Consider the following 15,289-nt stretch of genomic DNA (forward strand, 5'->3'; position numbering starts at 1 on the left):
GCGCCAGCAGAGGCATTGTTGACCGAAATTGTATCGGAAGCTGAACCACCAATAATCGTGTCACCATTCCCCACATGAGCTAACAACGAGCCATGGGACGAAGAAGCATCAAAGAGGACGCCGCTTTTGTCGCCTTTCACACCTTCATAAAGGGTAACACCATTCTTATTCTGTGAACCACCCACCTCAAATTGTAGCTGCGTATTCCCTGCATTGGTGCCCACATAATGATACACCACGCCCGATCCAGCATAAATAGTAGCATTACCGGCATGAAGACTCTCGCTTCCCTGCCCACCGACGAAGGTCAGAGAACCACCAACCGTAACTCGATTATCCGTACCAGGCTGAAAAACATGCAAATCATCTACGGCAGAAATGGTGTCTCCCTGACCGCCATAAATTGTATTATGACTTCCAAGGTTGTTGATGAATTTATTCTCGCCACCATTGACTGTGCCAACATCGAGGCTGCTCGACGAAGCTACCCCCGTAGGAAGACCATCCGATGCATCCAACGAACGCATCGAAATACCACCACCGTTACCTGCAACACTATCACTTCCGGAGGGAATTCCTCCTCCAATGGCATTACCAACAGATTTCTCAAACTGGCCACCAAGCGTGTTTACCCGATTCCCCGAAATCGGTATCGAGAACGGCCTACTGGAGGCACCAATTACGGTAACGACTGGCATACACCCTCACCATCTATCTAGTGGTCATCCGAGTATTTTAATTTACGTATCAAAAGCAATCACCAGAACCATACGAGTCCTGCTCAAGGTCCTCTTATAGTTACAAGACCAGAATAGACCATGTCAAATATTCAAAAAAAACAAAGCCTAGTTTTTCACTATCTCCTTAGTTTTATTGATTTTTATTATAAGATCTATTTTCTCTTCCATACCTCAAGATCAAGTCGCCCACCAGTATTTTGGGCTCCTTGAACATAGCTGATCATTTAAACTAAGGCCTATATCTGACGGGTAATTCACTATTCCCTTCCTAATGCAAGAAACTCCGCAATACCTCATTTAATCGCGTGAAAATCATTTCGCGTCAGATGGGTATCATTTAAGAACGTAATCTGCGTTTGGTTATCCAAGGTAATCGTTGTATTACCACCGCTAACTGTTGCCGTATCCAAAACATGCTGTAGATCGCTCATCTGGGAGGCAGAAACGCCAACGACATTACCCGCAGCACTTCCAAAATCGGTAATCGTATACCGCGTATTCCAGTCTCGTGATCCACTTAGAAAATCAAAAAGATTTGGTGCTCCACTCCCTCCAGTGAGAGACGCACCACCTGCCCACGGTGATGCCGAAAGTGTATCAGAGGCCGAACCACCTATAATGGTATCACCATCACCAGCAACAGCCATTAGTGACCCATGTGAAGAAGACGCGTTTAAATACGTCATACTCTGGATATGGCCAGCTCCCCCATTCACTAATCCATTATAGTAACTAACCCCATTATTCTTATTCTGCCGTCCTATATTATCCAACTGCAGTTGCGTGTTGCCGGGATTGATACCATTAAAATAAATTGTCACCCCGATAAGCTCAGAACCAAAACCAACAGTCCCAGAAATGGTAGCATTTGACGCTTGAATAGTCTCAGCCCCAGTCCCTCCCAAGAACGTTAGGGCTCCGCTTACAGAAATAGCATTATGATCGCCAAAACTCTGAGCAGATAAACTCCCTGAGACTGTAATAGAGCTATGATCTAAAGACCAAGCCTCCAAATTACCCGTAGCAGAAATGGTATCATTCATCCCACCAACAATCGTATTATTCTGCCCAAGGAAAAGACGATTATTCCCCTCTGCCGTATCCGTTATAGTATTTCCATCGCCATAATGGGCGGTTACTCCAGATGCTGTGATATATTGATTGGAATGCGATATTCCTCCAACCGTATCCACTCCAGTAGGAAGACTACTTGAGGAGGCGGCACCGGTAGGAAGGCCTCCCGCCGCACTAGCATTCCCAACGGGGAGACTACTCGCCGCGGATGACCCCGTTCCACTCGCTGACCCCACGTTGCCAACAGGAAGGCTACTTGCCGTGGAAGAACCCGTCAGCACTCCCCCGTCAGCCGAACCAGAATTGTCAACAGGAAGACTGCTTGCAGTTGATGAGCCTACAGAAATGCCACTACTGGAACCTGTTGTCCCTGCTGAGGCACTACCTCCCGTCCCAGAAACACTATCACCACCAGTAGAAACACCACCTCCGATAGCATTGCCAACTGATTTCTCAAACTGGCCACCAAGCGTATTCACTCGGTTCCCCGAAATCGGTATCGAGAACGGTCTATTAGAGGCACCAATGACGGTTACGACTGGCATACACCCTCAACATCTCTTTAGTGGCCACCTGAATCGTCCAATTTTACATCACGAAAACAGTCACCAAGACTACACAAGCCCTGCTCAAGGTCTCCCTACCGATACAGGATCGGAACAGAATATGCCCAACAATCCACAATCCCAAACTTATTTTTCATTATCCTTTTATTTTTCACGCCTTTTTGTTCTGGGACGGCCTCATTACATCATGCCCAGCGGATAGGGCGACCAAACTTTCTACCCATAATTGGGCATTCCCATCTGACGGCGCCCGCCAATCCCCACGCGGTGATAATGCCCCACCCGCCAGTATTTTAGGCCCATTAGGCATGGCAGAACGCTTAAACTGACTTGTGGCAAAGAAGCGCTCTACAAACACCGTCATCCAATGCACTATATCGGACAGTTGATACGCTATTTTATGATTTTCAGGATAATGGACGGGCCATTCTCCTTTCTCGCGTTTCCCCCATGCTTTTTCCTGTAAAAAAGCAATTCTGCAGGGGCTAAAGCCATAACGTAACACATAGTAAAGCGTGAAATCTTGTAATGGGTAAGGACCTATTTTCTTCTCAGTACTTTGGATTCCTTGACCCGTATTAGGCACGAGTTCTGGCGATATCTCTGCTGTAACAATACGCTCCAAAGTTTCACGGCACGCTGAAGAGAAATGTTCTTCCTGTCGCGCTACCCAACGAATCATGTGCTGGATCAAGGACTTCGGCAATCCCGAATTCACATTATAATGCGCCATTTGGTCACCAACACCATATGTACACCAGCCTAACGCAATCTCTGATAGATCCCCTGTCCCAATAACAATCCCATGATGATAATTAGCCAACCTGAAGAGAAAGTCCGTTCGTAAACCCGCTTGAACATTTTCAAACGTCACATCATAGACAGGTTCGCCCTTCGCGTAAGGATGACCAATTTCCTTCAACATCGCTTCTGCTGTGGGACGAATATCTAATAGGCCACTATCAACACCGAGATGCTCCATAAGCGCTTGCGCTAATGCTAGGCTTTCTTTCCCTGTCGCAAATCCCGGCATTGTCCGGGCGACGATCGTGTGCCGAGGCCACCCCATCTCATCAGCCGCACGCACCGCCACCAAGAGGGCTAAAGCACTATCAAGCCCACCAGAGACCCCTATCACCATCCGTTGAGAATGCGATGCCCGCAAGCGTTGGCACAGAGCGTGAACTTGTATCTTCCAGGCTTCCCAACAATCTTGATCCAACGTCTGGGGATTGTTGGGAACAAAGGGAAAGCGCAACACCTCCCGTCTTAATCCACGATCCTCTATAGGTGGAGCTAAAGTGAAGGGTATCTTACGGAAGGTTTCCTCTTTCGTCGCAAAATACCCGCTTCGCATCCGCTCTTGGCGGATTAATTCAAGGTCAATATCGGCCACGATGAAAGTATCATGCTGAGGGAAGCGCTGCGAACGCTCTAATAATTGCCCAACCTCGTGAAGAGTAAGCTGACCATCCCACGCTAAATCTGTCGTCGACTCTCCTTGCCCAGCGGCCGCATATAAATACGCGCCCATTATTTTCATCGATTGTACAGAACAAAGCTTTTCACGCTCTTCGGCACGCCCAACCGTCACAGGAGACGCTGAGAGATTAGCAATAACGGTCGCCCCTGCGAGAGCTTGATGCGTACTCGGAGAAAGAGGAGCCCATAGGTCTTCACAAATCTCCACCCCTAATATCAGACCCTGAATATCGGTGGCTGGAAACAGCAAATCTGTCCCAAATGGGAAACTACTTCCCCATAGATCAATAGACCCTCGGCAATCAGCCCCACTCGAAAAATGACGTGGCTCATAGAACTCGCGATAACGCGGCAAAAAAGTCTTCGGCACGACGCCTAAGAGACGTCCCTTGTGGATGATAGCCGCACAATTATAGAGAGCATCACCCCGCCTCAATGGAAGTCCGACAACAGCAACCGTCATCACATCATGACTTGCATCAATCAAATAGCGAAGAGCCCGCTCCGCTTCATCAAGAACGAGTTGCTGAAAACGCAAATCATCTAAACTGTATCCCGTTATCCCCAACTCGGGAAAAACAGCAATCGCCACACCTTGCTCAGCACATTTTCTCCATGTCTGGAGAATGGCATTCGCGTTCACCATCGGTTCAGCCAAAGAAACCGAGACGGTGCAGGCCGCTACACGGGCAAAACCCTGTCGATATAAACAACGAAATGACGACAGATTCATGGGTTCTACCCTCCTTATTCTCACAATGAGCTGGAAACTCTACCCCCGTCTGACATCACGAAACAAATGTGCCGCCCCTACTAAAGCGGTGACGAGAACTGTTAAGGCATAGATCCCAGACAAGGTTGTCATCGACAGGGGAAAGCCAAAAAGATAATCCGGCTGGTCACATGGTTTCGTCGGCCTTACGGGAAGCTGTTTCATCCACGCATCAAAATTTTGCGCATGGACAGCGCCGACATGGCATTCCGCTGCCGGGCTCGGCCACCATCCCTGTTCTACACCAACATGCATCACAGAAAGACCAAAACTCACCAATAAACACATAATCCCCATGAGAACTGGCCATCGTGCATAACGTGGAGACAAAACAAGCGTTAATATCCCCAATGCGATTAAGACCCTCCATGGGCGCCGCTCCCATAAACACAATTCACACGGCACAAGATGCAGGTAGTGCTCAGCTCCCAAAGCCACTAACAACGCACAAAGACCCGACAGCACGAAAAGCCCGCCTATAAGCCAAACGCTCTTCCTCTGCCATTGTCCAACCAACAACATAATATTTGTTCAAGCTCCGTTATACTGCATGAGAAGAGAGACTCAGCCTCACCACTATGAAGGCGGCACAAGAGGGATAGCCCCTGATGTGTCTGGAGCCGAAGGTGGTGGCATCTCTTTGTTAGGTGCAGGTGGTTGAGAAGGCTGTTCCGGAAGCAAAGACATAGGCCCATTGCCAGAGTTTTGCGACGCTACTGGAGCGTCATGCACGTTATCAGCATCAACATGTGGTGATGATGCTGTTGAAATAACGGGCACTTGTGGCTGCGGCAAAGGCCCAGGGTCTGGTGCAACATTATGCCCCTGACATCCAACAATTTGGACATCGTATAACGCACTTGCATACACCCCCAGAGAAGGACTGCTTACAAGCATCCACCCATCAAATGGAGGGGTTTCTTTCACTTGTGTTTCTTCAATATGAAGCTGTGCGGCTGAATCAGCAGGCAATGTTGGTGGCCTCTGCAAACATGCAGAAGCCTGAATTGTTAGGCTGCGAAATGTCTCCGTTTGCCCCACAGGAACCGTGAAATAATCAACATGTGAATCCAATCGATTCATCACACGCAGAACGACTTCTGAGCGCCCCTGCCATGTATTAGCAGCGTAAACAGCCGGCGGAGCTATCCCACGCACTCCTGCTTGACTTGTGCAAACGGTCGAAAACAACAAACCCAACCCGACGACACCTAGCACACCAAGCTTCTTACCATAAGAAACGCTATTCATTTCTTTCCTTCAATTCCTACAATCGCTGATCGCTCTTAAGGAAAAGGCTCCGTCAATTGAGCCACAATTTTTTCAAAACGCACCCGCATAATGGCAGGATCAACCCCCATCAACACAGCATCATCGTAAGCATCTTGTAGGACTTGGCGCAACTCAGCCTCATTCTCCCGTAGCATGCGCAATTTTTCCGTGCATGTCAGCTTTTGGCCATGACAGTCAGTCCAAAAAGGAAGAATTTCTGAAGCTACCTCATCACTCACTGCAGCTTTGTCCCCGCCGTAGGTGCCCCAGCCGATGATGAAGAAGAACCATCCTGGTTCTTCTTTTGCAAAGAGTCCGTTACCGAGAAGATAAATTTACTCAGCAATTGTTCCAGACTAATCGCGCCTTGCGTTTCACTAATCGCACTCCCTGCTTGAAGCACTTTTGTGTCTCCACCTGGTGTCAATGCAATATACTTCCCACCCAATAAAGAGTCTGACGTGATAATAGCGCCACTATCGGTCGGCAAATGCACATTCGGGGCTACCGTGAAAATCACCTGAGCCTGGAAATCATGTGGATCAATTTGCGTGCTGACCACATGCCCAATCGTTACCCCAGCCAATCGCACATCAGACCCAACAGTCAGCCCATCAATATGACTAAATGATGCCCGCAGGGGGTAACCCCCATCGCTTTTTTCATGGCGTCCTAACAAAGCCAACACCACCAACGCTGCCAACAAGACAGCAACGACTAAACCAACCACGAGCTCCAAACGAGTCTGCCACGCTTGTCTGGTGGATAATGTTCCACCGGAGATCTCTAACGCCATGCGGCCTCCTATAGCTTGCTATCAGATACCCAATAATCCCACTCTCGAACTATGATAGCATACACCCTTTCTTTTAGGCTCTAGCGAACTCCATCCCGCACGTCCAATTTTCGTAATAAAGGGACCTTAAAAGGTTATCCCCTATATCCCCATCTTTCGGGGTATTATTCCTTATTTTTTGCCTTTTTAGGCGGTTCCCCGCACTCTGATCGAGTACTAGAGTTATACTCATGAAAGCGCATCTTCACTGGAATGGCGTTCGCATGAGAACGCTTCAGATCAGCACGGACCCGGACAGCAATATGCTGCGTTCGGTAACGTTACCGTCTGCCTGGGGCGACGCCGCCGCCCAGGCACTTGCTCAACTCACCATAACAAGTGATGGCCCCGTCCGCCTCTCATCAGAAGCGGCACGTTGGGTTGATCTCATCGATGCCACTCCCCCACTATCTGGAACACCGAAGGAAACCCCGCCTGTTGGCCGTAGCCTTTCGTGCCTTCTCCTGATGCGTCATATGGCACCCAATAGGGCTTTATGGCAGCGTCTTCCTGATGAACAGCCAGGTTTTGTTCTGCGCCTTTCCGGCTTTGTTCAAGAAGGCATATTCTCACCAGAACATTTTGTTGCTTGCTTAAAATTGGCTTGTGATAGTTTACGCCGTCTGAGCATTGCCCATCATGCAGAACGCAGTGGTGAATTGCCTCTTTTTGATGATGTAAAAACAGCCCAAACAACACAGCCCCCTGCTGGAATTTTACTCCTTACAGATCTTGATGCCTGTTTGGCGGCGGTCGGGTTAGATTACGATAGCGACGCTGCACGCCAAATGGCCCAAGCTATTGCCGGGCTTACGCGTGTTGTCGCCCGTGCGGGAACCGTCACCCCTGCGCCACTGTTTTCTTGCCCTGCTTTCCCAGAATTTGAACATACCGCCGTATCCATCACCACGGCCATTGGAAACACTGCGAACTTAGCCCCCTTGGAAACAGGTTTTTCCTCACCTGGACCAATTGAAGCACTTCTTGGCGTCGAGGCCTGTGGTCTAGGGCCCATTTTTTCCTTTCTTGACGAGCAAGGACATCTCCGTAACTCCACGACAAACCGACTGGCTCATCGTGGTTTAACCCCTGAAAAAGCGCTTGCTCTCGCCTTGGATGGTGTACGCCCCCTTCCACAACCAGACGGGCACTCTCATGAACGGATGCAAAATAGCCTGGTCGGTTTATGTGACTACCTTCCCCCGCGCCCAGAGCCTGAAACTGAAGATGCAATCACTCGTTTAGAACGAGGTGTGCGCCGCCCACTCCCGACGCGCCAAAGTGGATTCAGCCAACGTGCCTCTATCGGCGGGCACCGTATCTTTATCCGTACGGGCGAATTTGAGGATGGATCACTCGGTTCTCTTACCCTTACACCACCGCGTGAAAGCCCCATGGCCCGTGGGTTAATGGAATGCCTGGGTCAAGCTGTAAGCATTGGTCTCCAGTTTGGAGCCCCATTGAAAGCGTTTGTTGACCAATTTGCTTATACACGCTTTGGCCCATGTGGAACGGTGGAAGGAGACCCAACAACAACCTACGCAACATCTGTCGTGGACTATACATTCCGTGCTCTCTCGGAAGCCTATCTTGGCCATCATATGCCGGATGCTCCTGCTGACCATACAGCTGAAGGACAAGACACTCCGATGCTTCCATTTGGAAACGAATCCCCAAGAAACCGGGAAAAGTCTTCTAGCAAACACCGTCTTCGTCTCGTTGGATAGTCCTTAGAAAAAGGGGAAGTCCAAATTCTGCCACAAGCAATAACAAAGTCTGGATCGTTGTTGACATTTTCCTACAGCCACGAGTAGCCTTAACAACGTTAGGAGATGAAGGTTCTCCTCAGAATTGAAGAAACCTTCGCCTCTGTTGTGTGCAGAGTTTGAGGACCGCCGATTGTGGATCATCTCTCTTCCAATGTGAGACAGCGTTTTGAAGAACGTTTAGCTCAGGCGGAAAATCGGCAGCTCCCTCAAAGGAAGATGCGCCGTGGTGTTATGGGAAAAGGGGAGAGCTCCTCTTTTGGTATGGCAGTGCGGGTTGGCAGTGACTTGATCGCCGGAGTTGCGGTTGGCGTGGGGATCGGTTATGGCCTTGATCACTGGACGGGGCATAAGCCTTTGTTCTTGATCATCTTTACTCTGCTCGGTTTTGGTGCCGGCATGAGAAATGTTTGGCAAATTGTGAATGCCCCGGCCCAAGAAGCCGGGACGCAAAAAGACGGGAGAAGCCAGCGTGGCCAGCGGATCGACGATTGACGCGCTCGGGCAGTTTGAGCTGCATCCGATTCTTGGTTCTTTCGGTGAGGCGCTGTGTTTATCTCAGTCCCCGCTGTTTATGGTCATAGCCGTTGTACTCGTCCTTGCATTCCTCTATATTGGAATGCGGCCGGCAGCTGTGGTGCCTGGGCGCCTACAAGCATCGGCTGAGATGAGCTACGATTTTGTCCGAGAGTTGGCTGTTGGTACTATTGGTGAAAAGGGAACAGCGTTTTTTCCTTTTGTGTTTGCGCTGTTTTTCTTCATTTTAACCGGTAATTACCTTGGCTTACTGCCTTTTTCTTTTACTTTTACGAGCCACATTGCAGTAACTTTGGCCCTTGCCATCACTGTCTTTGTCATTTCTATTTTGACGGCTCTACGTTATCAGGGGTTGGGTTTCTTTAAGCACTTTATGCCAGAGGGTGCGCCTTTGGCTCTAGCGCCTATCCTTATCCCTATTGAAATTCTTTCCTACATTTCCCGCCCTGTAAGCCTCTCTATTCGTCTTTTTGCGAATATGGTGGCTGGGCATGTTTTGTTGGAAGTCTTTGCAAGTTTCACGATTATGCTTGCCGGTCTCGGGGTCTTCGGCCATGTCTTGGCTGTTGCTCCCATTGCGATTAACATCGCTCTGACGGCGCTCGAACTGCTCGTAGGGTTTTTGCAGGCCTATGTGTTTGCAATCCTCACTTGCATCTACCTGAGTGAAGCGACAGCCCATTAAGGTTGTTGTTTTACCCTTCATCGCTTTTGTCATTGACCTGACTTAAAGGAATCTGACCCATGGACCTCCTTCACCCCGCTCGCGAAATTGGTGCCGGTCTCGCTGTTATTGCTCTGGCTGGTGTCGGTGCCGGTATCGGTAACATCTTCGCCGCTTTGGTGAATTCCATCGCACGCAATCCAGCTTCTCGCCCCCACGTCTTCGGCTTGGGAATGCTCGGCTTTGCTCTGACAGAAGCGATCGCACTTTTCGCACTGTTGATCGCCTTTCTTATTCTCTTCGTTTAAGGAGATGATTGATGCGCCTGACGCCCCGTTTCCTCCTGTCTGCCGCCCCTCTTGCGGCCTTACCGGGCCGGGCCGTGGCGGAAGGCATGCCCCAGCTCCACTTCGGTGATCCCCTTCTCCAAGGGCAAGTGGTCTGGGGAGCCATCATTTTTATCATTTTCTATGTCATTCTTAGTCGCTCTGCCTTGCCACGCGTGGCAAGTGTTTTAGAAAAACGTCAAGAACGAATTCAGGGTGATCTAGCTCTCGCGCGCAAAGCCAAACAGGCAGCAGACCAAGCTCAGCATGAATTGCTTGAAGCTCGGAATGATGCGGCGGAACGGGCACGTGTCGATATTCAGAAGATACGTGACATGGCTAAAGCAGATGCTCAAAGCCAGACAGAAGCAACAGCTACCCGTCTAGAAGCTGAGATTCGTCAGGCTGAGAAGGAAATTGTTGCAGCTCGGGACAATGCATTATCTCACCTCTCTGAGATTGCCTCATCAACTGCAACATCGCTGACAGAACGTTTGTTAGGCCACGCAAACGATGAGATGGTGTCAAACGCTGTCGAACGTGCCCGTGGCTAAAGGGAAAGACGACCATGTTTCATGAACCCCGTTTTTGGACGTCTTTGGCTTTCATTTTGTTCTTTGTTATCTTTGGCCGCAAAATTTGGCTCATTGTCGCATCGAAGCTTGATGATCGCGCTAACATGATTCGCGGACAGTTAGATGAAGCAACACGTTTACGGCGTGAAGCGGAACAATTGCTGGAAAGCGCTAACCGTGAACGTGAGCACGCTCTTGAAGAAGCGCAACAACTTATCGCTGCTTCAAAAGCCGAAGCCGAAGCTCTCAAACAACGCACAGCACGCGAGGCAAATGAACTTATTGCCCGCCATGAAAAGCAAGCACGTGACCGAATTCAAGCTGCAGAGCGGATTGCTCTACGCGAAATTCGCCACCGGGCTGCTGATCTCGCAATCGCTGCAACACGTGATGTTGTTCAAGAGCGGCTTACGCAGGATCCAGGATTGGCTAAACAACTTCTCGATACTGGTCTTAATGACTTGTCAAAAGCCCTTCGTCGAGAAGCAGCTTAATTCCCCTTATGACAACACCCGCACATTCTCAGCCTCAGCTTGCTGTCGTCATCACAGTTTTTAACGAGGCTGAAAATGTTATTCCAGTGTGCCAGGAGCTTGGCAGCATCCTGGCTTCTCTTTCATCACCAAATGAAGTTGTTATTGTTGATGATGGCAGCTCCGATGCGACTTTAGAAAAACTTTTCGAAGCTCGTCGTACAGTTCTTCCTCAGCTGCGCATTTTTTCCCACTCACGTCGCCTTGGTAAATCTGCAAGTCTCCGAACCGCTATTCAAGCCGCCCGTGCTCCTTGGATCGCTACAATGGATGGGGATGGACAGGACGATCCAGCGACGATCCCTCATATGCTACAAACAGCTTTAGCCTATGATAAACAGTGCAAAATTCCACTCATCGTTGCTGTAAGACGTCATCGTCGCGATCGTTTGTCACGTCGCGTCGCAACATTATGCGCGAATAAACTGCGCTCCTTTATTCTTAAAGATGGATGTCCCGATACAGGAGCCCCCTTAAAGCTCTTCCCTCGTGACCTGTTCCTTGCCATGCCTCAATTCGAGGGGCTTCACCGTTTTCTCCCTGCTCTCATGAATCGCTACGGTGCACAGCTAGTTTGCCTAACGACACAGCACCGCCATCGCCTCAGCGGAAGTTCTAAATATACAAACCTCGGTCGCGCTATTGCCGGCATACGTGACTTATTGGGCGTTCTATGGCTTCAAGCGAGAGCGCGTCCTTCAGGATACCCTACAGAATTATAACTATTCTCACATAACACCTTCTCATCTGTATGAAATTATCTTTGCTTTATGCTTTTGCGTGCTCGCCATTACGTAATTCTTGCTCTTCTCACTTTGTTCTTAGCACTGCCTGGTCGTCTGACACTCCCGCCCCTCGATCGAGATGAACCTCGTTACATGGAAGCCACTGAGCAAATGCTCAGTTCAGGTAATTTCCTTGATATTCGCTTTCAAAATCAGCCGCGTTACCTTCAACCTGCTGGCATTTATTGGCTTGAAGCAAGCTCTGTTAAATGTGCCGAACTCTTTTTCGGCCCTCATATACGTCATGAAGCATGGCCATACCGTATTCCGAGTTTAATAAATGCCAGTCTCATCGTCCCTTTAACAGCGTGGATTGGAGCCTGTCTTTTTAGCGGGGAAGTTGGAATACTCGCCGCTCTCTTTTTAATGGCATCAACCGTTTTTGCGGCGGAAAGCCGCATGGCCACGATAGACACAACTCTTCTTCTCGATATTCTTGTCGTAGAAGCTCTTTTATTACGCCATTTCCAAGACCGTAACACGCACCAACAAACGCAGCGTCGCTTCACATGGGCTTATTGGCTCGCCATGGGCGTTGGTCTTATGCTGAAAGGACCAATTGTTCTTATCCCTGGCTTAGGGACACCCATTGCCTTATCTCTTGTAGAACGAAATTTTTCTCTTTGGCGCCGTCTGTCCCCTCAATGGGGATGGATTCTTATGATCGCAGTTGGACTTCCATGGTGTATCGGCATTGGCATCGTTAGCCATGGGGCCTTTTTCACACACGCTATTGGCCATAACCTATTGGGTAAGATCGGACATGCTCAGGAGTCTCACGGTTTTCCCCCTGGTTATTATCTTCTCATTGCCCTTCTTTCCTTCTGGCCTGGGTCTCTTTTTGCAGCGCGCGCCTTGCCAGGAATATGGCATCACCGTCGGACCCCTTCTGTCCGGTTCCTTTTATGTTGGATCATCCCTCATTGGATTTTTTTCGAACTTCTAGCGACCAAATTACCTCACTACGTTCTCCCAACATATCCAGCCCTAGCTATTCTAACAGCAGCCTCCCTTCTTGTGTGGAAGAAACAATATTTACCACGGTTGGGAAAAGCGATTCTGTCACTCTATGCAGGCTTGTGGCTTCTCGCGGGTATCGCCTTTTGTTTTGCTGGAACCCTATTGCTCATCTATATGGAGCATCTCATATCAATCCGCGCGACGATTGCTTTATGTGGCAGTTTGCCCCTTTTGCTCATTGCCACAAAATTTCTCTATCATCATCGCCCTCGTGACGCGGCTTATTGTGCCATTGGTAGCGCTCTTCTGATCCATATGGGGATTTTTCTTGCCGTTATTCCTTCTCTGTCACAGATACAACTCTCTCCTAGAATAGCAGCGACTTTCCTACAAAATCGTCCATGCTCTAACAGTGTTCTGATTTCAGCCTCTTATTATGAACCAAGCCTCGTCTTCCTCGCAGGGGAAAACACACGTCTCTTATCCCCAAGCCTGGCAGCACAAAGCCTTCATGATCACGCACGCTGTGATAGCGCTCTCATTGACCTCAAAGATGCTGCTTCTTTTGAAGAAACGCTTCACCATCTCGGGATGAAAAGCCAGCCCTATGCCCATTTATCGGGCCTTAATTACTCCACAGGTCACAAAATCAACGCAACCCTTGTGAGAGCAATACCGCTGGATCACCCTAAATAGACTTTTTGAGAGAACCGTGGTGGAACTGAGGGGAATCGAACCCCTGGCCTCCTCATTGCGAACGAGGCGCTCTCCCATCTGAGCTACAGCCCCACGATATACCCCTTGTAATGCATCACGCGTATGGGGTTTTGTCAATAAGACCTCCTATTTTCCGCTACCAAATACAGCTTCTATTGTGCTCTATACCGAAAGCCGATAGGTTCGCTCCAACATCCCAAAAACGGCATCATTGAGAGGTCCTAACCTCGTTCAGGACCATCCGTCCTAACATGCTCTATGAGAGGTCTTTCGTGAACTTTTTAACGTTTTATATCCAATTCATGAAAATCATTACGCAGGTCCTCCATGTTTATGTCTGGATTATCCTCGCTTATTGCCTCATCTCCATGCTTGTCAGTTTTGGCATTTTTGATATTCGCAATAATCGCTTTCTCTATAGCCTTGTTAACACCCTATCACGCCTTGTGGAGCCCGCATTACGGCCCATCCGAGCAATCCTACCCAATATGGGCGCCATGGATTTTTCGCCGCTCATTCTTCTACTGATAATAGATTACGTTGTACCGTTTATTTTAAACGAGATATTCCGCCTCATTTACGCGTCTTCTGCCTTTTAAAAAATACTTTTCCCGTATTTTTAAGGGGCTTCCCATCAATCGAGGAAGCCCCTCTCCTCATCAGAACATCGCAAAAACAGCACATTGTGGCTGAATAGACCGGGACGTATTGTGCCCAGCAACGGGTAAAATGACACCGGCAATAGCACCAACATCGGCTGTAAAGTTATATTCAATAGCAGGGCCGACGTTAAACGCGCCAGACCATCCTGTTCGCGTGTGAATCTGCTCTCTTGTAAACCGATTTATCCCTCGGACAGAACTTGAAGCCGACCATGTATGGTAGAGATCCAAAGCAAAAACCCAACGCTTTGTAATACCAAGCTCGACAGAACCCCCATCATTTCCGAAGGCTCCTGGGTGAGCAACCCCTTTAAAACCATTACTCGTGCCATAACTACTGATATTACGCAGACGAGCATCGGTTACGGGCTGCCGTGCCTGCACCCATAAACGGACACGCATCGCATGCTTAAAGAAAGGCAATGCAAACTGTGTATGCGCCCCGTAACGAATAAACCACCCGCCTTGTCCAACACCTTCTGAGGCATTAGCCAAATTACTATAATCCCCAGTAGGGGCTTGGAATCCTAAATAGAGAGAGATAGAAGGCGTGTAATGAGGCGTCAAACGATACTGAAACTCTACAGGTAAATCATTAAACTTCATTCCCGAAGGCTTCGCATGCCCTCCCCAACTATAACTGTAAGTTGGGAGCAAATAGAAAGACAAATGACTTGTCAGCCCATACTTAAACAATGTCGATTGTGAGATGGAATCCTGACCACCAGCATGATGTGTCTTTAGGTGACCGTTAGAATTGAACGTCCCCGCAGGAACACCTGCCGCTACATAAGGCTCAACAGCGATCATCCCCGGCGTAGGCAAAGCAGGCGATGGAGAATAGAGCGATCCTGTATACCATTGTTCCGGTAGTGGCTTGTCCGCGCTATCACTTGCTTGAGCCGTTGTCCCTGCGAAAGCAGCTTCCTGGCAACTCGCAGCAATAGAAACAACGCTAGACAACACTAACGAAAAATACAGGGATTTGCTCATAAGCAGGGAGTCCATGTCTAAAGGAAAATT

The 15,289-nt window shown here is 49.0% G+C and carries 16 protein-coding genes, 1 tRNA gene and 1 pseudogene; 9 read left to right on the forward strand and 9 right to left on the reverse strand.

Going from position 1 to position 15,289, the window contains the following annotated elements; translation table 11 throughout:
- The 7 genes and pseudogenes from GS501_RS08600 to mlaD form a co-directional block, all read right to left on the reverse strand.
- A pseudogene (locus tag GS501_RS08600) lies at nt 1-698 on the reverse strand (hypothetical protein); the annotation flags it as partial.
- A 335-nt stretch (nt 699-1,033) separates the two neighbouring features.
- Nucleotides 1,034-2,359: a hypothetical protein gene (locus tag GS501_RS08605; RefSeq protein ID WP_160831474.1), complete on the reverse strand. Its 1,326-nt coding sequence runs from the start codon at nt 2,357-2,359 to the stop codon at nt 1,034-1,036.
- 172 nt (nt 2,360-2,531) lie between these two features.
- Nucleotides 2,532-4,595, reverse strand: coding sequence for an NAD(+) synthase (locus GS501_RS08610; RefSeq protein ID WP_202405379.1), 2,064 nt, complete (start codon nt 4,593-4,595; stop codon nt 2,532-2,534).
- 39 nt (nt 4,596-4,634) lie between these two features.
- Nucleotides 4,635-5,099 (reverse strand): disulfide bond formation protein B, encoded by a 465-nt coding sequence (locus GS501_RS08615; protein WP_370517979.1) that lies wholly within the window; start codon nt 5,097-5,099, stop codon nt 4,635-4,637.
- Nucleotides 5,100-5,210: 111 nt separating this feature from the next.
- Nucleotides 5,211-5,885 carry a DUF2155 domain-containing protein gene (locus GS501_RS08620; RefSeq protein ID WP_160831476.1) on the reverse strand — a complete coding sequence of 225 codons (675 nt, stop codon included), beginning with the start codon at nt 5,883-5,885 and terminating at the stop codon, nt 5,211-5,213.
- A 35-nt stretch (nt 5,886-5,920) separates the two neighbouring features.
- The gene (locus GS501_RS08625) at nt 5,921-6,145 is read right to left on the reverse strand and encodes a hypothetical protein (RefSeq protein WP_202405403.1); all 225 of its coding nucleotides are present in this window, start codon (nt 6,143-6,145) and stop codon (nt 5,921-5,923) included.
- Nucleotides 6,142-6,702 carry an outer membrane lipid asymmetry maintenance protein MlaD gene (mlaD, locus tag GS501_RS08630; protein WP_160831477.1) on the reverse strand — a complete coding sequence of 187 codons (561 nt, stop codon included), beginning with the start codon at nt 6,700-6,702 and terminating at the stop codon, nt 6,142-6,144. Before mlaD ends, GS501_RS08625 begins: the two co-directional genes overlap by 4 nt.
- Before the next feature lie 263 nt (nt 6,703-6,965).
- Between mlaD and GS501_RS08635 the strand changes: the two genes are divergently transcribed.
- From GS501_RS08635 to GS501_RS08670, 8 genes are all read left to right on the forward strand, one after another.
- The gene (locus GS501_RS08635) at nt 6,966-8,468 is read left to right on the forward strand and encodes a vitamin B12-dependent ribonucleotide reductase (RefSeq protein ID WP_160831478.1); all 1,503 of its coding nucleotides are present in this window, start codon (nt 6,966-6,968) and stop codon (nt 8,466-8,468) included.
- Between the two features lie 174 nt (nt 8,469-8,642).
- Nucleotides 8,643-9,002 carry an AtpZ/AtpI family protein gene (locus GS501_RS08640; protein ID WP_370517980.1) on the forward strand — a complete coding sequence of 120 codons (360 nt, stop codon included), beginning with the start codon at nt 8,643-8,645 and terminating at the stop codon, nt 9,000-9,002.
- Entirely contained in the window at nt 8,980-9,729 is a 750-nt protein-coding gene (locus GS501_RS08645; protein WP_160831479.1) for a F0F1 ATP synthase subunit A, read from the forward strand. The genes GS501_RS08640 and GS501_RS08645 overlap by 23 nt, the downstream gene beginning before the upstream one ends.
- Before the next feature lie 59 nt (nt 9,730-9,788).
- Nucleotides 9,789-10,016 carry an ATP synthase subunit C family protein gene (locus GS501_RS08650; protein WP_018979931.1) on the forward strand — a complete coding sequence of 76 codons (228 nt, stop codon included), beginning with the start codon at nt 9,789-9,791 and terminating at the stop codon, nt 10,014-10,016.
- A gap of 11 nt (nt 10,017-10,027) precedes the next feature.
- Nucleotides 10,028-10,588 (forward strand): hypothetical protein, encoded by a 561-nt coding sequence (locus GS501_RS08655; RefSeq protein WP_160831480.1) that lies wholly within the window; start codon nt 10,028-10,030, stop codon nt 10,586-10,588.
- Between the two features lie 14 nt (nt 10,589-10,602).
- Nucleotides 10,603-11,103: a F0F1 ATP synthase subunit B gene (locus tag GS501_RS08660; RefSeq protein WP_160831481.1), complete on the forward strand. Its 501-nt coding sequence runs from the start codon at nt 10,603-10,605 to the stop codon at nt 11,101-11,103.
- 8 nt (nt 11,104-11,111) lie between these two features.
- Nucleotides 11,112-11,864, forward strand: a complete 753-nt coding sequence (locus GS501_RS08665) for a glycosyltransferase family 2 protein (RefSeq protein WP_160831482.1) — start codon at nt 11,112-11,114, stop codon at nt 11,862-11,864.
- A 48-nt stretch (nt 11,865-11,912) separates the two neighbouring features.
- Entirely contained in the window at nt 11,913-13,583 is a 1,671-nt protein-coding gene (locus GS501_RS08670) for a glycosyltransferase family 39 protein (protein WP_160831483.1), read from the forward strand.
- Between the two features lie 17 nt (nt 13,584-13,600).
- Here the strand turns inward: GS501_RS08670 and GS501_RS08675 are convergent.
- Nucleotides 13,601-13,676 (reverse strand) — tRNA-Ala (locus GS501_RS08675).
- 230 nt (nt 13,677-13,906) lie between these two features.
- On the opposite strand from GS501_RS08675, the gene GS501_RS08680 reads away from it, so the two are divergent.
- A complete protein-coding gene (locus tag GS501_RS08680; RefSeq protein WP_160831484.1) occupies nt 13,907-14,203 on the forward strand; it encodes a YggT family protein in 297 nt (98 codons plus the stop codon).
- 60 nt (nt 14,204-14,263) lie between these two features.
- Here GS501_RS08680 and GS501_RS08685 read toward each other — a convergent pair whose 3' ends face one another.
- Nucleotides 14,264-15,259 carry a hypothetical protein gene (locus tag GS501_RS08685; protein ID WP_237442500.1) on the reverse strand — a complete coding sequence of 332 codons (996 nt, stop codon included), beginning with the start codon at nt 15,257-15,259 and terminating at the stop codon, nt 14,264-14,266.
- Between the last annotated feature and the right edge of the window lie 30 nt (nt 15,260-15,289).

The sequence above is a fragment of the Saccharibacter sp. 17.LH.SD genome (genome assembly GCF_009834805.1).
Lineage (GTDB): Bacteria > Pseudomonadota > Alphaproteobacteria > Acetobacterales > Acetobacteraceae > Saccharibacter.